This window comes from Paenibacillus terrisolis (genome assembly GCF_056171975.1).
Map to the genome: position 1 here is coordinate 220044 of NZ_JBKFGG010000005.1, position 23077 is coordinate 243120.

Annotated in this window: 14 protein-coding genes; 12 read left to right on the forward strand and 2 right to left on the reverse strand. The window is 50.0% G+C overall.

The window, feature by feature from the left end; genetic code table 11:
• Nucleotides 1-512: 512 nt before the first annotated feature.
• On the forward strand, nt 513-824 hold the full coding sequence (locus ACI48K_RS06310; RefSeq protein ID WP_475026710.1) for a DUF7878 domain-containing protein: 312 nt from the start codon (nt 513-515) through the stop codon (nt 822-824).
• Between the two features lie 214 nt (nt 825-1038).
• Entirely contained in the window at nt 1039-1308 is a 270-nt protein-coding gene (locus ACI48K_RS06315; protein WP_475026712.1) for a hypothetical protein, read from the forward strand.
• Between the two features lie 1090 nt (nt 1309-2398).
• On the opposite strand, the gene ACI48K_RS06320 is transcribed toward ACI48K_RS06315, so the two are convergent.
• The gene (locus tag ACI48K_RS06320) at nt 2399-2530 is read right to left on the reverse strand and encodes a hypothetical protein (protein ID WP_475026713.1); all 132 of its coding nucleotides are present in this window, start codon (nt 2528-2530) and stop codon (nt 2399-2401) included.
• A gap of 26 nt (nt 2531-2556) precedes the next feature.
• On the reverse strand, nt 2557-2922 hold the full coding sequence (locus ACI48K_RS06325) for a sigma-70 RNA polymerase sigma factor region 4 domain-containing protein (RefSeq protein WP_475026714.1): 366 nt from the start codon (nt 2920-2922) through the stop codon (nt 2557-2559).
• 754 nt (nt 2923-3676) lie between these two features.
• Between ACI48K_RS06325 and ACI48K_RS06330 the strand changes: the two genes are divergently transcribed.
• The 10 genes from ACI48K_RS06330 to ACI48K_RS06375 all read left to right on the forward strand — a co-directional run bounded on the left by ACI48K_RS06330 (nt 3677) and on the right by ACI48K_RS06375 (nt 23055).
• A complete protein-coding gene (locus ACI48K_RS06330) occupies nt 3677-11317 on the forward strand; it encodes an HYR domain-containing protein (protein ID WP_475026715.1) in 7641 nt (2546 codons plus the stop codon).
• 343 nt (nt 11318-11660) lie between these two features.
• Complete coding sequence (locus ACI48K_RS06335) at nt 11661-16046, forward strand: HNH endonuclease (RefSeq protein ID WP_475026716.1); 4386 nt, start codon at nt 11661-11663, stop codon at nt 16044-16046.
• 2 nt (nt 16047-16048) lie between these two features.
• Nucleotides 16049-16510, forward strand: coding sequence for a DUF6985 domain-containing protein (locus ACI48K_RS06340; protein WP_475026717.1), 462 nt, complete (start codon nt 16049-16051; stop codon nt 16508-16510).
• Nucleotides 16511-16860: 350 nt separating this feature from the next.
• Nucleotides 16861-19125, forward strand: coding sequence for an AAA family ATPase (locus ACI48K_RS06345; RefSeq protein WP_475026718.1), 2265 nt, complete (start codon nt 16861-16863; stop codon nt 19123-19125).
• Nucleotides 19116-19688, forward strand: coding sequence for a Pvc16 family protein (locus ACI48K_RS06350; protein WP_475026720.1), 573 nt, complete (start codon nt 19116-19118; stop codon nt 19686-19688). The genes ACI48K_RS06345 and ACI48K_RS06350 overlap by 10 nt, the downstream gene beginning before the upstream one ends.
• Before the next feature lie 150 nt (nt 19689-19838).
• On the forward strand, nt 19839-21374 hold the full coding sequence (locus ACI48K_RS06355) for a phage tail sheath family protein (protein WP_475026721.1): 1536 nt from the start codon (nt 19839-19841) through the stop codon (nt 21372-21374).
• Between the two features lie 23 nt (nt 21375-21397).
• Nucleotides 21398-21841: a phage tail protein gene (locus ACI48K_RS06360; RefSeq protein WP_475026722.1), complete on the forward strand. Its 444-nt coding sequence runs from the start codon at nt 21398-21400 to the stop codon at nt 21839-21841.
• A 173-nt stretch (nt 21842-22014) separates the two neighbouring features.
• Nucleotides 22015-22386 carry a hypothetical protein gene (locus ACI48K_RS06365; RefSeq protein WP_475026723.1) on the forward strand — a complete coding sequence of 124 codons (372 nt, stop codon included), beginning with the start codon at nt 22015-22017 and terminating at the stop codon, nt 22384-22386.
• Nucleotides 22380-22565, forward strand: coding sequence for a DUF6760 family protein (locus tag ACI48K_RS06370; protein WP_475026966.1), 186 nt, complete (start codon nt 22380-22382; stop codon nt 22563-22565). Before ACI48K_RS06365 ends, ACI48K_RS06370 begins: the two co-directional genes overlap by 7 nt.
• A 13-nt stretch (nt 22566-22578) precedes the next feature.
• Nucleotides 22579-23055, forward strand: coding sequence for a phage tail protein (locus ACI48K_RS06375; protein WP_475026724.1), 477 nt, complete (start codon nt 22579-22581; stop codon nt 23053-23055).
• The last annotated feature ends 22 nt before the right edge of the window (nt 23056-23077 follow it).

A 23077-nucleotide genomic window follows, 5' to 3' on the forward strand; every position in this document is an offset into this window, starting at 1 on the left:
TCATTCAAATTGATTTTGATGGTTATATAGGATATTCAATATTAAATGAGTCATTTACATCATGGGATGAATATCAGTAGTTTGCGGGAAATGCATTTAGAATTTATTCTATATCAAGATATATGGATTTCATTTCCGCGGGGACATTTGCATCAGAAGATTATCCGGGTCCATATAAGCATTACGGAGTTGTATGTTACGATCACATTATTGATGTAGTGTCATGCGACAGTCCTATAGTGAAAGAAATAAAAAGAAAGTAGTGTAAGTATTTCAATGGAGGCATCGGCATCAGATAACAACGCATTCACGCTGCGGGGCTATCGCCCTTGTTTATCAGATAGATAATCGCGGAAGTAGCTCAGACAACAAACGCCCCAGCCAAAGATAAGAGCTATCTAAGGTGGGGCGTTTCGTGAATGCAAGAGAACCCCCTGAAAAAAGGAATGATTGTTCCATGTCAAACCTAAAATTAAGGTTCCGTATATATGACGATCTTATTATAAGTAGAGATGACCTTTCTCGAAGAAGTGGGAAACTATTTATTAGAACTTGGGGTCTCATTACATCATTGGCTCAATACAAATAAGAAAAATAATGAAAGCTACTTTTATTACTCTATGGATCATGATAATGAGGCAATATTTGAATTTCATAAAGTGAATGAAAACAAGTGGAGAATATATTCTCCATGGCATTTAAATGATCTTCAAGTAATAGTCCCTGATGAGACATTAGACAGTATTGTTAAGGCATATATAAGAGAACTAAATATAGAATTAAATAAAAGATATGCTATAACAACCCTTGATTTTCTCAAGTAACTGGAAGATGTCAAGGGCATCGCCTAACAATGTGTTCACGCAACAGCGGACGCCTCGGTCCCAGGAGATAAGTTGATGAAGCGATTGCCGGGACATATTCGCACCACCTAACCGCATCGCGGCCCGACGACTTTGTCGCCTTAAGGTGGAAGGACGTCGTGAATACAAGAACGTTAGGTGAAATATGTCTAAAATATTTTGAAAGGATAAAAATATGAAATTATATAAATCAGAAATTGAAGAAGACATATTAGAGATCTGTAAGCAATTAGTCCTTGAATTAAGAGGCAATCAAGCAAAAAACGGAAATGCATTAATAAATTTTGAACTAATAAACCGACTTTACGACCAACTCAATCAATATCAAATGCAAATTAAAGATAAAGAAAACGTAAATAAAGAAATCGTTGGTTTACTTCTCTATACTTGCTCGCGTTTTTATGTACAGAGTAATTACTCAAATAATAGGGAAGAGTTATTATAACATTTTGACAAATTGAATTTTGCTTTAATAAATCTATATATGTCTTTAGATACATAAGCGATAAAATCTTATAGAAGAGACATGCTTCACCTAATACCGTATTCACGCATCGGGCCATTCGGCCCCTTGGATCGGCATAAGTAAGAAGTGGATTCAGTGAGGCATTTCAGCTGCAGGGAAGTGAAATCAGCCGGATACACCCGCACCACTTTATCGCATTGTGGACATTCCTCGAAGTGATTCAGTGCAGAGAGAAAAGAGTCTAATAGATTTCTCTCCAATAATTGGGCAGAAGATTACTGAGATAAATAGAATTTATCCAATACTCAATCTTCAGGAAGGTCATCTAACAATCGAGTGTCCTTGGAAATCAAGGAAGGGAAATAGAATTATTGCCGGCCAACCAGAAACAGAAATAGATGATAAAAAAGAAAAGCATATTTTGAAGTTGAAACCCAATAAAAGACATAATACAGTATGAAGATATTTCAGATCTTATTGTGGCATTTGACGGGGAAGTGTTTCTTGACTTGTTTCAAGACAGCTCGTGGTATGAAGGGTGGCACTTCAAGGGCCTGGGGAATTTCTAGTTGTCTCTACCCAGGTGGAGGCTACTCATACTGGAAAATCAAATAGAACCTGTATGTAATTCGAAGAGGTCAGCCAGACCTTATTCACGCTTCCGGGCTATCGCCCTTGTTTATCAGATAGATAATCAAAGAAGAAGCTCACAACAAACGCCCCAGGCTTAGATAGCTCTTATCTAAGGCTGGGGCGTTTCGTGAATACAAGAACTTATACATACCGTTTTCGGCGTAACTAAATAAAGCTTTTGAACTTTGATTGGGTCAACCCGTATCGGACGATCAAGGTGTGTTTACAGTCGAAGTGGGGTGAGTAAGGGCGTTTTGCTTCTCTAATCATGCTCCTCCCAGCTTTGCGGAAGAACGTATTTTTAAGGTTCAGCCGGCATTCGAATACAAGAGAAGGATCCCGGTCTAAAGCTTAATAAATATCAGGAGTCTCAGTGCCCCCGGAGTTTGTTCATTGATTTGCACTGGAAGGATGAACATATGCCTGAAAAGCAGGATTAATTGAGTTGTTCGTGGATAATATGAATGAGTTCGGTTTTGAGTACTTGAACGGCTTCTTCTCTGGGAAGCATGATAAATTTGGACAAATATTCAATATCGCCAGCGAAAAGATCCAGCAAATCTTCCATCGATTTCTTATCCCCGTTTCTTGCTTTCAAGACTGTTCTTGTAAAAGGATAAGGTGTTGTTTGAGTGTGTTTAACCCCTTCTGTTTCCATTTACTGACCCCCTGTTGAGTCATATTTAATTTCAAAGCTACTTCTTTTTCGGACATACCGTCGATTACTGTTTTTTTTACTATATACCTGCACTTGTCCCAAGGGATGCTGTCCAGCAGTTCCTTCACATACATCTCGGATAAAATATCGGTTTCAAAACCTGGCTCAAACGCCTGATTCTCATAAAGGGAGAGGCTTTCCCGTATCTGTTGCATGCGAGCTTTGTATCGAAATCTCCAGGCAGCTTGCTTTAACAGGGTTCTGCACATATCCACTTGCTTTTCATCATGATTTGTCGGCATGATCTATTCCTCCAATGCTAGAATCAGACATCAGACATTTTTAGAACGAAGAGGATAAAAATGGAATAAATCCGGGACGCTGTGCTTTAATCATCCCGCCCGCTAGGTGTAGATATTTCAGATGGTTGCTTCATGATGCGAGGGATGCCCTATTCCTCATTTCGGCGCCTGATTTATATCCTCCCTCAATTCGCTTTACAAGTAATGCTTGGCCCGCCAGTGGATGAATCCTAAGCAGGAACGGACAACAGCCAGGACAGAGAGTTGTCACCACTATTGCTATCAAGTGAAATTCATAGGCTAAGAATGGGTTTAAACTAAGTTTTTTCGCTATCCATCCCCCCTTATATATTCAGTAAAAAACAGAGTTAATTCCACAACCTGGAAATGAAGGAAAATAGTAATATTAATAAATAGTTGATAAATTGTGAGGCCAAACCGATTGGATACGATAAAAAAGTTGAAAATCCCCCTAATTTTAAAGTAATTCTCTTCTTATTCATGCAGAATATTCAGGAAATAACATTTATTGTCCTGCATTTTATTGTTGGAAAAGATCCGATACTATCGAGAATTTTGAACATAGAGATAGCAAATCTATGACACTAGCAAATAAATCCGCGCATACATTTTATAGATTTCAGTTGTACATGATGATTTGGAAATACCTATGTTTTTGGAGGGAATAGAACCATCGCATTTGCCTTGAAGTGATGGTATTTATTTAAAATTCATTTTCATAGGGAGGTTAAGCATGATGGGACACGCGCACAAAATACCACGTTGGAAAGGATGGGTGCCGCTCTTTCTGCTATGTATGTCGTTGATGCTGTTTATGGGCTCTGCAGAAGCGGATTCGGCAGGCAGTATGACAGCGGTATCGCCACAGCTGCAGCAAATGAAATTATCACAGGGTACGACAGTGATACCCGGCGGACGCGGATTCATGCTGCCGCAAACCGTGGCTGTAAGGGATGTAGCGGGCAATCCGAGGGCCGGCGTAAATGTTACGTTTACAGCCTCTGTGGACAGCTCGATTACAATCGTGATGAGAGGATACAACAGCAATACGTTTACAGTTGCGACCGATGCCAACGGTTTGGCATCGGCGGCCAATAATTTGACGGAGTACCTTGGAGAAGGTTATCAAGTGTTTTCAAAGAATCCCGGAGTGAAGAAAACGCTGAGGGTGACAGCAACTGCCCCAGGCTTTGATCCGGTCGTTTTTGAAGTTGAAATCGGGACCATTGGCTCCAATATTGCGGATACGACACCGCCAAGTATTTCAGCCCATGCAGTGACGGACTCGGGAAACAATTATATTGCTGGATCATGGACGAACGAGGATGTGATTGTTAGTTACATCTGCCAGGATACATTGTCCAGCATTAAGTCCTGTACAGCGGATCAAGTGTTTGATGACGAAGGGGCAAATCAGACCGCAACGGGTAAGGCGGTTGATAGTGCAGCGACCAGTAACAGTGATCCGCTGCATACCTCAACCGTAAGCTTTGGACCGATCAACATTGATAAAAGCGCACCGGTTTCTTCGGCAGAAGCCATTGGCATTGCGGGGAAGGAATGGAATCAAAGTACGGTAACGGTTCAGATTCAGGCGGAAGACCATTTATCGGGTGTGGCGGCGCTATATTATCAACTGAATAACAGCGAGCCGGTGATGATCCGCGGGGATTCCGCTGAATTTGAGGTGGCTGCTGAAGGCGTGACTACGGTTCGCTATTGGGCAGTAGATCGGACCGGAAATGAAGAAACGCCTCGGACGCTGGACGTAAAGCTGGATCATACGGCTCCCGTATTATCGGTTCAGCGGAATCCGATTGAAAATGAAAAGGGTTGGAACAAATCTGAAGTAACCGTAAATCTCTCGGCTTCGGACACAGGTTCAGGTGTGAAAGAGATTCATTATAAAATTGGAGAGAATGCAGCAGAGCAGACGATTGCCGGCAATAAGGGCAGCTTTAACGTTCAGACGGAAGGCATTACGCCAATCTCATACTGGGCTGTCGATAAGGCGGGAAATGCGTCCGCGATGCAAACCGCGCAGGTCAAGATTGACATGACCATGCCGGTGATCACCGTTCCTGCCAATATTACGGCAGAAGCTTCCCATGTTTTGACGCCTATTGAACTTGGAGAAGCTTCTGTGCAGGATGTGGCGCCTGGCGATGTACAGATCACGAATGACGCTCCGGACGGATTTCCGATTGGAAGCACCACGGTAACCTGGACGGCAACGGACCCGGTCGGAAATCAAACCTCAAAGGTGCAAATCGTTACCATCAAAGATACGACGAAGCCGGTATTGACCGTTAAAGGCGATATTGTGGTTGAGGCCACAGCGGTTCGGACGCCGATTGTCATGAGCGGGGCGCATGCGGACGATATTTTCCCGGTCATTGTTATCAATGATGCGCCGAATGATTTTCCTGTTGGTACGACGAGAGTCGCATGGACCGCAACAGATGCAAACGGGAATAAAATTACAGCGTATCAAAATGTGACGGTAGTAGACTCGACCAAGCCTGTGATTCATGCACCGGAGGATAGAACATTAGAAGCGACGGGAAGAAAAACAACGGTCGATATTGGAAGCGCTGAGGCGGAAGACATCTTCGATGTCACCATTTCGAATAATGCGCTCACGACCGACTTTCCTGTAGGCACAACCACGGTGGTTTGGAAAGCGGAGGATGTGAATGGGAATGCATCCACAGCGGAACAATCGATTACCATTACAGATACGATTGCGCCGGATTTGGCGATTCCTAATGATATTACGGTAGAAGCCAATGCGCCAAGAACAGAAATAGAGATTGGGCAGGCAACGGCAACCGATTTGTTCGATGTGCTGGTTTCGAATAACGCGCCCGTAAGTTATCCGGTTGGCACAACAGATGTCACCTGGACAGCAAAAGATGAACACGGAAATGTCACCATAGCGGTTCAGCATATTACCGTTACGGACAAGACGGCTCCGAAATTGCAAGTTCCGCGGGATATCACGGCGGAAGCGACTGGAGCGAGCACGGCAATCCATCTGGGAGAAGCGAAAGCCGATGACATTTTCGATGTGACGATCGACAATAATGCACCGGCCGGGTTTCCAGTGGGCACGACGTCGGTGACCTGGACAGCAACGGACATTCACGGCAATGTTTCCAGTGCCACACAGCTGGTCACGGTCAGAGATACGATTAAGCCATTGCTGCACGTTCCGACGGATCGGACGGTAGAGGCGACTGGGATACGGACGCCGGTCGATATAGGCGAGCCGGATGTATCCGATCTGTTTGAGGTAAAGGTAGAGAATGATGCGCCGGCCGATTACCCGCTTGGCGACACCGTAGTGACCTGGACAGCAACCGACGCGAACGGGAATGCGACAACAGGTACGCAGACGGTTACCGTAGAGGATACTACGTCTCCGACATTGAAAGTCCCTGATGATATCGTTTTTGAGGCGACTGGAGAACGGACCGTGGTCGATTTAGGCGAACCTGAAGTCTCTGATTTGTTTGACGTGACAGTAACCAATGATGCGCCGGCCGATTATCCGCTAGGCGAGACGATCGTGACCTGGATGGCTGAAGATCCCAGCGGCAATGTTGTGATCGGCGAGCAGAAGGTTAGAGTAGAGGATACAACAGCTCCCGTCTTGGTTGCTCCGGCAGATGTGACGGCAGAAGCCAGCGATGTGCTGAGTCCGGTAGAGCTGGGCGAGCCTGAAGCATCCGATCTGTTTGAAGTGACCGTGGCGAGTAACGCTCCGGAGGCCTTTCCGGTCGGAACAACCCATGTAGTCTGGACAGCGGAGGATGCGAATGGGAATGTAACTACAGCGGTTCAGAATGTGGCGGTTACAGATCATACTCCGCCGGTTTTGACTGCTCCGGCAGATATCCGAGTTGAGGCATCCGGTATACGGACAGCGGTAAATATCGGTCAGGCGTCTGCGGGCGATATTTTCAATGTAACCATAACCAATAATGGGCCGGCCGATTATGCTTTGGGCAACACTTATGTAACTTGGAAAGCGGTCGATGAACACGGGAATATCAGCACAAAAACACAAAGGATTACGGTGGTTGACACTACGCCGCCTGCATTTATTGCCCCGGAAGATATGACGATCGAAGCGACCGGAAAGCTGACTTTGGTTTCTTTGGAGCAGCCGGAAGTCAGCGATATTTTTCCGATTACGTTAATTCAAAGTGATGCGCCGACATCGTATCCTGTCGGTGAGACGGTTGTTACCTGGACATTCAAGGATCAAAACGGCAATGTATCCCATACCCAGCAAAAAGTTATGGTGCGGGATACGACGGCGCCGAAACTGACGCTGCCGGCGGATGTGGCGGTGGAAGCGACGGATGTGCTAAGTCCGGTTGAGATCGGGTCGGCGAGTGCGACGGATATTTTTGGAGTGACGGTGGAAAGCGATGCGCCGGCAGCGTATCCGGTGGGAACGACAGAGGTGACCTGGACGGCGACAGATGAGCATGGCAACGTAACTACTGGAGTGCAGAAGGTGACGGTGAAGGATACAACGGCGCCGGAATTGACGCTGCCGGCGGACGTGACGGTGGAAGCGAATGCGGTGCAGAGTGTCGTGGAGATTGGCGAGGCCAGCGCGACAGATATTTTTGGAGTGACGGTGGAAAGCGATGCGCCAAGAGCGTATCCGGTGGGAACGACAGAGGTGACCTGGACGGCCACGGATGAGCACGGCAATGTTACCACTGGCGTACAGAAGGTGATCGTGGAGGATACGACCGCGCCGGAATTAACGCTGCCGGCGGATGTGACGGTGGAAGCGAACGCGGTGCAGAGTGCCGTGGAGATTGGCGAGGCCAGCGCAACGGATATTTTTGGAGTGACGGTGGAGAGTGATGCGCCGGCGACGTATCCGGTAGGAACGACACCAGTGACCTGGACGGCCACGGATGAGCACGGTAATGTAACTACCGGCGTACAGCGGGTGACGGTCGTAGATACGACGGCACCAAAGTTGACGCTTCCGGAGAATGTGACGGTTGAAGCGAGCGATGTGCTGAGCAAAGTGGATATCGGGCTGGCACATGCTTCAGATATCTTTGATGTGACGGTGACTAATGATGCACCAACCTCTTATCCTGTCGGAGTCACAAAGGTGACCTGGACAGCAGCGGATGAACATCATAATGTAACCACCGGTGTGCAGTTGGTGACGGTAGAGGATACAACAGCGCCGGAGCTGACGCTGCCAGCGGATGTGACGGTTGAAGCGAGTGCGGTGCTCAGTCCGGTGGACATCGGTACGGCAAGTGGGGCGGATATTTTTGGAGTGACGGTGGAGAGTGATGCACCGGCAACGTATCCGGTAGGCACGACTAAGGTGACATGGACGGTCACGGATGAGCATGGCAATGTGTCCACTGGCGTGCAGCAGGTGACGGTAGAGGATACAACGGCGCCGGAGCTGACGTTGCCGGCGGATGTGACGGTTGAAGCGAGTGCGGTGCTCAGTCCAGTGGAAATCGGCGAGGCGACAGCCACGGATATCTTTGGTGTGACGGTGGAAAGCGATGCACCGGCAGCGTATCCGGTGGGAACAACGGAGGTAACTTGGACGGCCACGGATGAGCACGGCAATGTGACCACTGGCGTGCAGCTGGTGACGGTAGAGGATACAACAGCACCGGAATTGACGCTGCCAGCGGATGTGACGGTGGAAGCGAGTGCGGTGCTCAGTCCGGTAGCGATCGGCGAGGCGAGTGGGGCGGATATCTTTGGAGTGACGGTGGAGAGCGATGCACCGAGAGCTTATCCGGTGGGCACGACAGAGGTAACTTGGACGGCCACGGACGAACATGGCAATGTGGCCACTGGCGTACAAAAGGTTACGGTGAAGGATACGACGGCACCGGAATTGACGCTGCCGGCGGATGTGACGGTGGAAGCGAGCGCGGTGCTCAGTCCAGTAGCGATCGGCGAGGCGAGTGGGGCGGATATCTTTGGAGTGACGGTGGAGAGCGATGCACCGAGAGCTTATCCGGTGGGCACGACAGAGGTAACTTGGACGGCCACGGACGAACATGGCAATGTGGCCACTGGCGTACAAAAGGTTACGGTGAAGGATACGACGGCACCGGAATTGACGCTGCCGGCGGATGTGACGGTGGAGAGCGATGCACCGAGAGCTTATCCGGTGGGCACGACAGAGGTAACTTGGACGGCCACGGATGAGCACGGCAACGTAACTACCGGTGTGCAGCAGGTAACGGTAAAGGATACAACGGCACCGGAATTGACACTGCCAGCGGACGTGACGGTGGAAGCGAATGCGGTGCAGAGTGTCGTGAAGATCGGAGAGGCCAGAGCAACTGATATTTTCGATGTAGCATTGGAAAACGATGCGCCTGCAACCTATTCTTTGGGAACAACACCGGTGACATGGACGGCGACGGATGAGCACGGAAATGTGACTACGGGTGTTCAGCAAGTTACCGTGGTGGATACAACCAAGCCGGTTCTCTCCTTTACTGAACCGATGACGGTGATGAAAGAAGCCAATGCAGTGGAAACATCAGTTGTTTTGGAAATCCCGTCGGTTTCGGAGCTGTTTCCAGTCACGATCACTTGTGATGCTCCAGGTTATGGAGAGGTAAACCCAGCTGACTATGACGGCCATATCACGGCTGATTTTCCGCTCGGAACAACCAAGGTAACATGGACTATTCGGGATTCCAGCGGCAATACCAGCATCGGAATTGTGACAGTCACGATTAAGGATACCACCAAGCCGAGGATGACCGTTCCGGCAGACATGACCCTGGAAGCGACGGATGTGCTCAGTCCAGTGGAAATCGGGGAAGCGACAGCAACGGATATCTTTGGCGTAACGGTGGAGAGCAACGCACCGGAAGCTTACCCGGTTGGAACGACGGAGGTAACGTGGACCGCGGTTGACGCAAACGGGAACGAAACCTCAAGCATACAAAGAATCACGGTTAAGGATACGACGGCACCGGAGATGACGCTGCCGGCGGATATAACGGCGGAAGCGAGCGCGGTGTTAAGTCCGGTGGAAATCGGTGAGGCGACAGCAACGGATATCTTTGGTGTGACGGTGAAGAGCGATGCGCCGGCAACCTATCCGGTGGGAACGACAAAGGTGACCTGGACGGCAACAGATGAACACGGCAACGTGACTACCGGCGTGCAGCAGGTGACGGTCGTGGATACGACGGCACCGGAGCTGACGCTGCCGGCGGATATAACGGCGGAAGCGAGCGCGGTGTTAAGTTCGGTGGAAATCGGTGAGGCGACAGCCACGGATGTCTTTGGTGTGACGGTGAAGAGCGATGCGCCGGCAACCTATCCGGTGGGAACGACAAAGGTGACCTGGACGGCCACGGATGAACACGGCAACGTGACGACCGGTGTGCAGCAGGTGACGGTAAAGGATACAACGGCGCCAAAACTGACGCTGCCGGCGGATGTAACGGTGGAAGCGAGCGCGGTGTTAAGTCCAGTGGAAATCGGTGAGGCGAGCGCCACGGATATCTTTGGTGTGACGGTGAAGAGCGATGCGCCGGCAACCTATCCGGTGGGAACGACAAAGGTAACCTGGACGGCCACGGATGAACACGGCAACATGACCACCGGCGTGCAGCAGGTGACGGTCGCTGATACGACACCTCCAAGCCTGGTTGCACCGGCAGACTTGACTGTAGTAGCGACAGGAACAGCCACACAAGTCAATCTGGGTGAAGCTGTGGCATCGGATTTATTTCATGTGACGGTTACTAATAATGCTCCGGCAGGAGGATTCCCTGTGGGCCGCACGGCAGTCACTTGGACGGCTGTGGATGCAAACGGCAATACAGCAAAAGCGGTGCAAAATGTAACGGTTGTCCAAAACGTGAAGATTCAGGCCTATAACAGCAACAGAAGCTCTTATACCAATACGATTTCTCCTCGCATTTTAGTGGAGAACACGGGAAGCAGCACCATCTCATTGGCAGATATGAAGATCAGATACTATTACACGGTTGATGGGGATAAACGGCAGGCGTTTGCCGCGGATTTTGCAAGCGTAACGGGTGGTTCCGGTACCAACCGCAACATCACCTCCGAGGTATCGGGAATCTTTGTTAATTCCGTGACTTCGGCAAGCGATTATTATGTGGAAATCGGCTTCACCAGAAATGCCGGAACCCTAAAGCCGGGCGAAAAAGTGCAAATTCAGAGCCGTTTTTGGAAAACCGATTTTTCAAATTATTATCAAGACAACGATTATTCCTTTAATGAATCGGCAAGAGATTACACGAACACGAATCATTTGACTGTTTATTTGTCCAATACTAAAATCGCCGGCAACGAGCCTGAATAAGCATGATGGGTTCCGGAGAAATGATGGATTGAACCACCTTCGGGTGGTTCTTTTTTTTGTGCAGTTAGAAAGTATAAGTTTTTGGCTTGGCAAGAGAGTGAACTGTTCTGGCGAAAACGGTAGTGTCGCCTTTGTGAGCGGTTACTTTCATCTGAATTTAATAGATCAATGAAATCCGAGAACAACATCGATTGAAAGAACATTTCACACGGTGGTCATTATGCGTTCAATCATCCGTTCAACTTATCCGTGAAAAGGGAAACCTTTTTTTGATCATTCGGTTGTAAAAAAACCTTTGGAATTATTTATATCGTAAGGGAAATTTCAAAGGAGTGGAGGAACGATGCAAACCAAGATCGTAACGCCGAAGCCAGCCGAGCCGTCGACCGGGGCCTCGGCTCGAAATACAGCATCCGAAATGGCAATCTCTAATCGTCGGCCAACGCCAAAGCAGACGATGCGGAATCCAGAGGAGCTGAAACAGCTGAAGGACCGCATCGAGCAAGCGCCGGAGCGGATGACCCGTGGAGAGTTTGCTCAGCTTACGCGGGAAATCGGATATCGTGAAGCGAACCAATTTGTTGAAACGAGCAGGCGCAAACAATTGACCCAGCAGTCAGCGAAGGTTGATGCACAACAAACTGTGGAGACGACTCGGCAAACCCAATCGATAACCCAGAAGAAACCCGAGTCTGCTTCCCCTATCGTGCAAAAGCCCGTACCGACGAACGAGGAAAAGGACGATGCCGCCGAATCGGGGAAGGAAATGAAAACAGGCAATAAGTCAGTCCTTGATCCTACCTCGAAGCAGGAAATCAAAACAGGATCTGGAAATATTAAAGCGACAGAGAATGCGGCAGCTCAGGCGGTCAACAAGACGAAGGCAGAACAAAGCGGCAGTAGTGCTGCGGTGAAGGGATCGACTGCGGGTGAGCCTGCTTCGCCTAAGGGGGGAAAGGAAGCTCCGGCTAAGGTGGAAAAGGAAGTTTCGCCTAAGGCAGAGAAGGAAGCCCCGGCTAAGGCGGAAAAGCAGGCTTCGTCTAAAGCAGAGAAACAGGCTTCGCCTAAAGCGGGAAAGGAAGCTCCGCCTTCAGCAGATGAGCAAGCTGCGCCGGTAGAAGCCGCCCCCGCGCCTATTACGTTCCATGCAGAGAAGCCGGGAGATATCCTCACTCAGTTGAGTCAAGTGCCGCCTGCACAGATGATGGGTGCGTTTAATCAGGCGGTCGACGTATCCGGGACCGCGTTTGAGAAAGAGAAGAAGCGGACCGAGCAAACGCTGCCCGAAATCCCGACGCCGACGGGCGTTGAGCCGGGGCAAGCACCGCAGCCGGGTCTGGCTGCGGCAAGCGTGAACACCGGGAGACAACCGGAGTTGACCCGGTTCCAGAGCGAGCAGAGCGGCGGTGGTGGTCAGGCGGCCATGCCGGGCAGCCTGCAACTCGGTTCGGGAGAGGACGTCGATCCCGACCAAGTGATGGCTGAGGCGCGGTCATATGCGTCCGATCCGCCGAAGGTCAGCCTCGACGGCGAAGCCGATCCGTCGCAGGTCGCCGGCTTCCATCAAGAAGGCGCCCATCAGGTGGCGGCGGCCAAAAAGGCGGAGCTCGCTGAGACGCAGCGGGACTTTGGCGAAGGGCGCATCGTGCCCGCCCACGATCCTGCCGTGCTGCGCGCGGGGACGCAGCTCCAGGCGGCGGCTCCGCCTTCGGCGCGGCTGCCGCACCCGCCGGTCGTTCGGCCGGATGTCGCCGAACGGATGAACCCGCAGCTGGCGCCCCTGCTCTCCGGCTTCATGGAAAGCCGGAAAGGCGAGTACGCGCAAGGCAAAACGGTGTTTGATGCGGGGGTCGCGCAGGCAAAGACCGACACCGACAAGGAAGTCGCCGGCCTGAAAGCCGAGACGGCCGAGCAGCAACGCGGCCAGCAGGCGGCGGCGAAAGCGGAAGTGGACGGACTGCGGACGCAGTGGCGCAGCGAGGTCAACGATGCGTCGAGCCAATATGACAAGGAAGCTGGCGAAGCAGCGGCTTCGAAGCGCCAAGAGATCGACCAAATCAAGCAAGACAAGGAACGCGGAGCCCGGAGTACACTTTCGCAAGCGGAAGCCGATGCATCCAAAGAAGTCAACACCGCCAAATCGGATGCCGGTAAGAAGGAACAGGAAGAGAATGCAAAGTCCGACAAGCAAAAAGATCGCAACATCTTCCAAAAAGCATGGGACTGGGGCAAGGAAAAGGTCAATCAACTGGCCGAAGGCATCAAAAAAGCGGTGGGAGCCATCTTCACCCAACTGCGTAAAGCCGTGAAGACGATCTTCGACAAGGCGAAAGCCGCCGTGGTCGGCTTGATCGAAGCAGGCCGCAAGCTGATTGTGTCTGCCATCAAAGGCTTAGGCAACGTGCTGAAAGGCCTCGTGAACAAAGTGTTTGCGAAGTTCCCGGGCATTGCCAAACGGATCACCGGACTGATCGACCGTGCGGTGAATAAAGCCGTGCAGATCGTCAACAGCGCGGCCAAACTCCTGAAGAAAGGCGTTACCACCGCACTGAATGCTATGGCGAAGACGCTGGACAAGCTGATTTCCGGCGTGCAAACCTTGTACAACAAAGTAATGAACGGCATCGCCTCGTTCTTCAGCGGCGGATTCAAAGCCGTATTTGGACGGATCTGGGAAGCCGCGCAGATTGCCGCCGAAATTGCGCTAGCCTTTGCCACCGGCGGCGGCAGTGTGCTGCTGCAGATCGTCAAATGGCTTGTCACCACTTTGCCAGAGCTGTTCCGAAAGGCGGCCGCCATCTTCAATTTTGTGAAACAGCTGAAGAACTTTAAGCTATCCGACATCAAGAAATGGCTCAGTCCGGCAGGGATAGGCGGCTTCCTCGTCAAAGGACTGTTCGGCGAGCTTGATCCGCTGCCTGTAGACGCACAAGCGGAAGGCCAAGAGAAAGAACAGCCTGAAGGCAAAGGCGAGAAGCAGTCCGGCTTGATGAAAGTGCTCGGCATCCTCACCGGCCTGTTCCAATCCCTGCAAAGTGTAGTCGGCAAGGTTGGCGGCGCGATCAACAGGATCCTGCCGAAGATGAATATTTCCACCAAGTCCTGGTTTAATCCATTCAGCGTAATTTACGCTGGCGCGGTACAGGCTCTGGAGATTGTGAAGAATCCGGCCCAAGCGTTAAGCGCAGGCGCCGGCAATCTGAAAGAAGCCGCAGGCAGCTTTTTTAGCGGCATCAAAGGTAAGATTACCGATGTAGCCGGAAGCATCAAATCCAAGCTCGCAATCCTCGGCGAACCGGCCCAATTGATGAAGATGATTGCCAACAAAGCGGTCGACATGGTGCTGAACTTCATCATCAGCAACCCGCCTTCAGCTCTGCTCAAAGCGGTATTTAAGGGAATTGAGGCGTCTGGCCAATCCATCATCGAACTGGTGCGCAAGTATATCCCGTTTGCGGACAAGCTGATCGATAAGATCGCCGGTTCCGCCCCCGTTCAGGGACTTATGAAGCCGCTCGAAGGTCCGGTCAAACAAGTCGGGGGCCTGATTGACGAAGTGACAAGCGGCGCTACGAACATGGTGCAGGAAGCCGAGCAGACAACCGGCGCCATCTTCGGCGACGGAGCCAAGCTGCTGACGGGTCTTGCCGGAGCTGCCGCAGGCAAGGAGGCTGCAGGTACAGATAAAGGCAAGAAGGAAGAAGGCGGAGACTTCCTCTCCACCGTCAAAGGCGGCATCCATACCCACCTGCTTGCTGCCGGCAAACGTCTGATGCAATCCGGCAAGGACCTGGCCATTGCAGGCTGGAACAAGGCCAAAGGGGCCGCATCCAAAGTCAAAGACGCGATCACCGGAGCCGTCGTCAAGTTCACCATCGGCAGAGAGAGCCACGAGCTGTGGATCGAGAAGCGCGGCTCCCGTAAAGTTGTGATGATGGCGAGCGAAAAAGATACTTTGCAGAACCATATCCAAAACTTTAGATCCAGATTGGACGAGGTGCGCAAAGAAGATGCACTAAAATCCGCTGATCTGGCCCCTATTTCTAATTCCATTGACACTTTAAACAGCATCAACAAAAAAATTGAAGCGCCAAATGGAACAGCAGATGAGAAGAGCTTGCTTGAGGCTAAAAGCAAAGTAAAGATCATCGGAGAGCAGCTAAATAGGGCTGAGGGGGCGGGAAAAACTGGTGCGGAAGTAAGTGACGTTGATAAGGAAGGCGCTGAGTCTGAATATACCAAAGGATACGAAGTAAAACCAAAGTATAGCACTTTGGAGGAAAGAGTTAAGCGCACACCAAGTGAGCAGAGTGATAACGGAACATGGACAGGTGAAAGAGGAAATTCAATGTTTATTTCATCTGATAAAAGAGTAAAAGCTCTTCTAGAGAAAAAAGGCGTTAAAGGAATAATATACAAAAGTGGCATGCCAGACTTTTCACTTTTTGTAGTCGGCGAAGTAAAAATTCGTGAAGTTACAAATAGTAGGTCATCAAATTATTCTCAAGCTGATGAGAGTTTGGCAAAACAGTGGAATGAAGAAAGAAAAGGTGGAAAAGAGTGGACAAAAGAAGATGTTGAAACTTGGAGGAAGGAAAATGAGTATACTTGGCATGAATTAAATGATATGAAAACTGTACAATTGGTTCCAACAATTATTAATACACCTATTTTTAAGCATTTGGGCGGTGTTGGTGAGTACAATATTATGAAAAAGAAAGGATTATAAAGATGAATGATAACGTATTTGGAGAAATGGGGTTTAAGTACGGTTGGAGACGAAAAGAAATATTTGAATTATGGGGAAAGAAAAATGAAGTAACTTTAGTTGTTTCTGGTAGTGAAGATAAGCCAATTTTAGAAACACAAAAAGAAGCGTATACGAATTTTATAAAATTTGATAAAGTTAAAATTTCCGAAATTGAAAATGCTATATATAACTATTATTTATCAGTGTGCGATGAATATCGAAATATGTTGGAAGACGAAGCTGACGAATGCGCACCTTTAATTAATGAGATGCAAGAACTTGAAAAACTGGTTACACCACTAGAAATTGTAGTATTAAAAATAAAGGATGTACGAGAAATTGGTATTATTCTTGAATGCACATGGGATATAGATGGTGGATTAGCGGTGAGAATTGAGAATGATAAAATTGTAAATGTAGGAACACAACATATTGCATTATAAAAAATGGAGTTCTACCATCCTCATTACCTATCCATATTATAAAATGCAATTATCTTGGCAATGAAAAAGGGTATATCTGCTATAAAGGCAACTGAGATGAAAGAGATAGTTTCAAACCAGTAATTACATTATTTTTTAATTTCGAGGCGGTTATCTCAATAGAGGTAACTGCCTTTGTTTTTTTAACCTGCCTCATTTTCGGCCCCATGATGCTTGGCTGACAAGCTCCTGCCTCAGATCACTCTATTAACTCTATTTTCCCAAAACTTTTTTCCAAAACCAGTTGTACATTCTCCTCTCAATCTTCCTATTCAAATGAAGGGAAAAATGAAGAACGAGGATACGAAGCGATGAAGATGAGATGGAAAACCCTATTCACTGAGATGGACGCAGGCAAGCTTCCGCAGCCTCAAGAGGAGGGCGCGGAAGCGATAGCTTATGGATCGAACCCGGAGCATTTGCTGGAAGAGATGCAGCGGCTGAATCTGAGGCTCATGCAGTTGGCTGCTAAGGAGTACGGCGCAGAAACGGAGATATACGCCTCCGTGTCAAATGTACTGGGAAGCGATTCCTGGTACAGCGCTGAGGAATGGCACACGATCACGGCGGATTCGAAAAATTTGGCTTCCGAACGGATTGGACTGGACCGGCATATCGAACAGCGTCTCGCTGCGTCTCGGAAGAAGGGTGTGCTTGTGCAACTGCCCGAACTCGTCCGCAAGCTGAAGCTCGAACCTTTCGAACAGCATTGCGTGGTTGCCTGCTTGGCTATGGAGCTGGACCGAAGATACGAGAAGGTCTATGGGCTGCTCGACAGTCATTTTACGGTTTCCGGTCCTTCTGTCGATCTGCTGCTGCGACTCTTTGCGCCCAGCTCACAAGAGCGCGTGGCCGCAAGACAGATATTCGCGCCGGAACGCCCATTTGTGCAGATGGTGCTGGAAACGCGGGGGGACTTCGCGGACTGCACCCTTCCATTGTACGCCAAACGGCTGAAACTGAACGATTGGACCGTAAGCTTTCTGCTCAGTCAGGAGACATTGGATGAATGCTTGATCAGAGTGGCTGACCTTCGGAAGGAAGAGGAATACGATCCGGCAGCGGTACATCCGGATATCGCGGAGCGGATGGGACGATACCTCTCGCGAAGACTTCGTCGGCAGGACCAAGCAGCGGCGGCTCAACTGCTCTACTGCAGCGGCCCGGAGGGGACCGGCAAACTCGGTACGGTGGAATTTGCCTGCAAGAGTTTAGGCATGAGGGTGTTGACGGTCGACCTGGACAAGCTGTTTGAAACAGGCGCGGATGTGCGGGAAATGCTCCGACGGCTGGGACAGCACGCGATGCTGTGGGATACGGCTCTTTGTTTTGAGTACGCTGACAGCTTGGTCCGCGAGTCGGAGAAATACAAGCTCCAGCAGCGTTGGTTTTTCGACATGCTCCATAATTTTCATCCTTTCGTGTTTGTGCTTGGGGAGACCGATTGGCATGTCAAGCTTCAGCATCCGGGTATCGAGTACGTTCAGGTTGATTTTCCGCTTCCGGATTCCACTGATCGCCTTGCCTATTGGGAAATGTTCAGCCGGGATTTCAATCTGACGAAGCAGGTCGATCTTGCCGAAACGGCGGACCGCTTTCGATTCACGCCGCAGCAGATCCGCGCGGCCCTTCGTCACAGCCGGACGATGGCGCTATGGAACGGGGACGGCGAAGCGAGGATTGGACGCCCGGAGCTGCAGCAGGCCTGTTATTTCCAATCCAATCGCAGCATGTCTTCCATGGCAACCAGAATCGAACCGGCGTACAGCTGGGATATGCTGGTGCTGCCGGCCGATCCCATGAACCAACTGAAGGAAATCTGCAATCAGGTGAAATATCGTTCCAAGGTTTATGGGGAGTGGGGCTTTGCCAAACGGCTGTCCTTGGGAAAAGGTCTGAATGTGTTATTTTCCGGTCCGCCGGGAACAGGGAAGACGATGAGCGCCGAGGTGATTGCCCGTGAATTGGGGCTCGAGCTGTATAAGATAGATGTCTCGCAAATCGTCAGTAAATATATCGGGGAAACGGAGAAAAATTTGTCCAGGATTTTCAATGACGCAGGCTCCTCCAACGCCATTTTATTCTTTGATGAAGCGGATGCCTTGTTCGGAAAACGGTCTGAAGTGAAGGATGCCCATGACCGGTATGCCAATCAGGAGGTCAGTTACCTGCTGCAAAAGATGGAGGAGTACGAAGGGATTGTCATCCTTGCGACCAATCTGACGCAGAATCTGGATGAAGCATTTCTTCGCAGGCTGCATTTTAAAGTAGAGTTCCCGTTTCCTGAACAGGAACAACGAAAGCGGATTTGGCAGGGCATGTTTCCGGAGAAGGTACCGATCGCTCCCGATATGGATTTCGATTTCATGGCGCAGAAGCTGCCATTTGCAGGAGGCAGCATCAAGAACATCGCCTTGAATGCAGCGTTTTACGCGGCGCACGAAGACTGTCCGGTCGGCATGAAACAGATGATGTTGGCAGCGAAGCGTGAATATGTCAAGCAGGGCAAGACGTTTGTAAAGTCCGATTTTGATCCCTATCACCAATTAATGGAGGTGAAAACGCCATGCCGGTAGATACGGGAACCGTGATCCGGGATGTCAGCACCAGTCTGAAAACCTTGTTGAAAACAAATGTGCCGGAATTGAACGATGACAGCTTCATCAGTCTGGGATCTCCGAGTGATATTGACGCTTCATCCATGAAGCTTTCGATGTGCCTCTATTATTTAAACCATAGTCCGAGCATGCGAAACAGTGAACGGGAGGCTGTCTTAGACACGAATGAATTCCATTATCCGCCGGCTTATCTCGATTTATATTACCTGCTGACTCCCTATGCCAATGACAGAGAAACCGAACAATTGCTGCTGGGCCGAATCTTCCAACTGTTTCATGAGCATCCTCTGCTGAGCGGCAGCGACTTGGGCGGCAATCTTGCGGCATGCGGGAATGAAGAGATTCGCATTTCCTATAACAATTTGACCATACACGATATCAAACAGCTATGGGAGGTGTTTCCCGGCAAGCCGGCCAAGGCGAGCTTGTCTTATCTGGTATCGCCGGTCCGGCTTCCGGCAGACAAGACGATCACGATTCCGAGAGTTCAGGTTCGGGATCTGGACGTACACAAGATATAGCATCCCGGCAGCTTGTACTCATGTGAAGGGAGTGATTCATGGACGAAGCGAAACAAATAGTCACTTATTGCTCGTCTTGGTTGGCCGCGAAAATCTTCGATTCGCGGATAAGCAGGACAAGGAAACCAATCCATACAAGGAGGATTTGAGATGGCAAACTATTTATCGCCAGGGGTTTATGTGGAAGAGGTCTCCAGCGGCGTCAAACCGATTGCCGGTGTAGGAACTTCTGTAGGTGCCTTCGTGGGCATCGCAGAGAAAGGAGTCATTGGCCAAGCGGTGCTGGTGACGAACTGGAGCCAGTTTGTCGCGGGATTCGGGAATTTTCTGCCGAATGCTTATCTGGCTTACGCGGTTTACAATTTCTTCGCGGAAGGCGGCACATCGTGTTACGTCGTGAGGGCAGCTCCTAAAGATGTCCTGCCGGCCAAACTGGTCATTAAAGACACCGAAGGTGCGGATCTGTTTGAAGTTGAGGCCCGCTCCGAAGGCGTCTGGGGCAACCGGATCGCCATCAAAGTCGCCCAATCTTCGAACAACCAGGATATGGGCTTTCAAATTGGGGTTCAGTACACCGAGTCGTTCCCGGCTGAATACGAAGGTGAAGACGAGGAGGGCAAGATTGTCGAAACCTTCGACAACATGCTGATTACGAATTTCGAAGAAAGAATCAATCAAGTGTCCGCATTCGTAAAGGTAACGCCGTTGGTCGATCTAACCATACTGGAAAACATGGAAAAGGTGCCGGAATTCAGCGAGGACTTCCTTTCGCTAACCGGGGGAGTCAACGGCATGATGCCGGTTGAATTCCTGGGTGACGCCGACAATCGATTGGGGATTCATGCTTTCGACACGGTGGATGATATCAACATCGTTGCTTGTCCCGATATCGCGGATATGGACTTTAGCCGGGGCACGATCCTGGAAATGCTGAATTACTGCAGGCTGCGCAAGGATTGCATGTTCCTGGTGGATCCTCCGCATGGCCTGACGCCTCAGGAAGCGAAAGACTTCAAGGAAGGTGTAGGCGATCGCTTCCTCGGCAATTCGTTCAACAACTCTTATGGCGCCTTGTACTATCCTTGGGTATACATCACTGACCCATTGACCGGCAAGCAGAAGCTGGTACCGCCGTCCGGCGCGGTTGCCGGAACGTATGCTTATGTTGATTCCGTGCGCGGCGTGCATAAAGCGCCTGCCGGCACGAGCGACGGTTACCTGGATTCGGTCGTCGGCATTGAGCGCAAGATTACCAAAGCGGAGCAGGGGCTGTTGAACCCGCTTGGCGTCAACCTCATTCGATCGCTGCCTGAAGGCATCTGCATATGGGGAGCCAGAACCTTGTCCGCGGATGCGGAATGGAACTATGTCAACGTTCGCCGCCTACTGATGTATATTGAAGAATCCCTGGATGAAGGCAGCCAATGGGTCGTGTTCGAACCGAATGATCCAAGCCTGTGGGGCAAAGTCAAACGGAATCTGAGCGCTTTCTTGTCCCGAGTCTGGAGAGACGGCGCGCTGTACGGATCGACGCAGGAGGAAGCGTTCTTCGTCAAGGTGGATGAAGAGAACAATCCTCCGGCTGTACGCGATGCCGGTCAACTGGTGATTGAAGTCGGCGTCGCCCCGGTTAAGCCGGCTGAATTCGTGATTATCCGTGTCAGCCAGAAGACGTTGTCCAAATAATAGAATGAGAGGAGAATCATCCTATGCCAACCGGCAAAAGAGTGGATCCATATCGCAATTATCGATTCAGAGTGGTGATTGACGGCATTCAAACCGCCGCATTTGCAGAAGCCACCATCCCCGATACATCAACCGAAGCGGTAGAGTATCGGGAAGGCATTGACGCGCCACATGCACGCAAGCTTTCGGGCTTGACCAAGTTCGGCAATGTCAGCTTGAAAAAGGGCTTGACCGATGTCATGGATTTGTACAATTGGCGCAAGGCGGTCGAGGATAAAGGAGCGATCAACAACCGCAAGAGCTTGTCGATCATTCTGATTGACGAAGAAGGCAACGAGAAAGCGCAGTGGGATATCGTTGAAGCTTGGCCGATCAAATACGATGTCAGCGGATTGAATGCGAAAGGCAACGAAGTCAGCATTGAGACGCTGGAGCTGGTGCACGAAAGCGTTCGCCGCGTGAAATAATCAGATTCCTGACCGGATTATGTATATAACCAAGGTTTTGACTTCTATCATCAAATGGAGTTGATCCATGTCCCGTCAACAAATGGAAAAGGGTAAGATGATCAACTCCTATTTGATGGTATTTGCATATCCTTCTGCGGGATCAATTTTGAGAAAGAAGCGAGGGTAACGGAATGGATGTATTGCAAACCGAATTTAAATTTACATTGCCCAAAGGTTATGTTGATGAAAGCGGCACACTCCATAAGGAAGGGACTATGCGTTTGGCGACGGCTGCCGATGAGATCATGCCTCTTCGCGATTCCCGCGTGCAGCAGAACCCCGCTTATTTGACGGTGATTCTGCTGTCCAGAGTGGTGGTCGGTTTGGGCGGTCTTCCGATGATTACGCCCAGAGTGATTGAAGAGCTGTATACGGCGGATTTTTCCTATCTGCAGGAAATGTATAACCGCATCAATCAAGGCGGATCCAATACGATGGCCGTGCAATGCCCCAAGTGTGAACAAGCCTTCGAGGTGGACATGGAAACAGCGGGGGAATCGTAGGCTACCCCCTTGACCGCCTATATGAGGAGGTAGCCTTTCTTACTTACTATTTGCACTGGGATTACGAGACGGTGCTCCATCTGGAGCATTTCGAAAGAGAACGCTGGTGCAAGGAAGTCAGCAAAATAAACCAAAAACTCAATGGCGAGGATAACAAGAAAGACTTCTTTGAGGTCTAGGAGATGGTGAACCGTGAGCAGCGCGATGCTGAATATTGAAGCTAGACGGAACTGGGTGCCGGGCAAAAGAAAAGACCCCTATCAGTCCTTCAACTTTATGGTGGAGATCGAAGGGATTTCTGTGGCCGGTTTTTCCGAAGTCTCCGGTCTGAGTATGGAAACCCAGGTGGAGAAAAAGACCTTTGGCGGTGAGAATCACCGTGAATTCACATTTCTATCCACGACAAAGTATTCGGATCTGACTTTGAAGCATGGGGTCACTACGGATGATTATCTATGGAACTGGTATCAACGGGTCATCAACGGGGTGGTGCAAAGGCGCAGCGGGTCAATCTGCCTGCTGGACGATACCGGCAGTCCCCAGGTGTGGTGGAACTTCCTTGACGCCTGCCCGATCAAATGGGAAGGGCCGTCGCTAAACGCATCAAGCAGCGGCGTGGCCGTGGAAAGCTTGGTCCTGACGCATAATGGCTTGTACAGGTACAGATAAATGAAGAGGAGCATGAAGCTGA

Bases quoted from the DNA above. Each gene is read 5' to 3' on its own strand.
- ACI48K_RS06310 (WP_475026710.1), top strand. From the start codon at position 513: ATGACCTTTCTCGAAGAAGTGGGAAACTATTTATTAGAACTTGGGGTC.
- ACI48K_RS06315 (WP_475026712.1), top strand. From the start codon at position 1,039: ATGAAATTATATAAATCAGAAATTGAAGAAGACATATTAGAGATCTGT.
- ACI48K_RS06320 (WP_475026713.1), bottom strand. From the start codon at position 2,530: ATGGAAGATTTGCTGGATCTTTTCGCTGGCGATATTGAATATTTGTCC.
- ACI48K_RS06325 (WP_475026714.1), bottom strand. From the start codon at position 2,922: ATGCCGACAAATCATGATGAAAAGCAAGTGGATATGTGCAGAACCCTG.
- ACI48K_RS06330 (WP_475026715.1), top strand. From the start codon at position 3,677: ATGATGGGACACGCGCACAAAATACCACGTTGGAAAGGATGGGTGCCG.
- ACI48K_RS06335 (WP_475026716.1), top strand. From the start codon at position 11,661: ATGCAAACCAAGATCGTAACGCCGAAGCCAGCCGAGCCGTCGACCGGG.
- ACI48K_RS06340 (WP_475026717.1), top strand. From the start codon at position 16,049: ATGAATGATAACGTATTTGGAGAAATGGGGTTTAAGTACGGTTGGAGA.
- ACI48K_RS06345 (WP_475026718.1), top strand. From the start codon at position 16,861: ATGAAGATGAGATGGAAAACCCTATTCACTGAGATGGACGCAGGCAAG.
- ACI48K_RS06350 (WP_475026720.1), top strand. From the start codon at position 19,116: ATGCCGGTAGATACGGGAACCGTGATCCGGGATGTCAGCACCAGTCTG.
- ACI48K_RS06355 (WP_475026721.1), top strand. From the start codon at position 19,839: ATGGCAAACTATTTATCGCCAGGGGTTTATGTGGAAGAGGTCTCCAGC.
- ACI48K_RS06360 (WP_475026722.1), top strand. From the start codon at position 21,398: ATGCCAACCGGCAAAAGAGTGGATCCATATCGCAATTATCGATTCAGA.
- ACI48K_RS06365 (WP_475026723.1), top strand. From the start codon at position 22,015: ATGGATGTATTGCAAACCGAATTTAAATTTACATTGCCCAAAGGTTAT.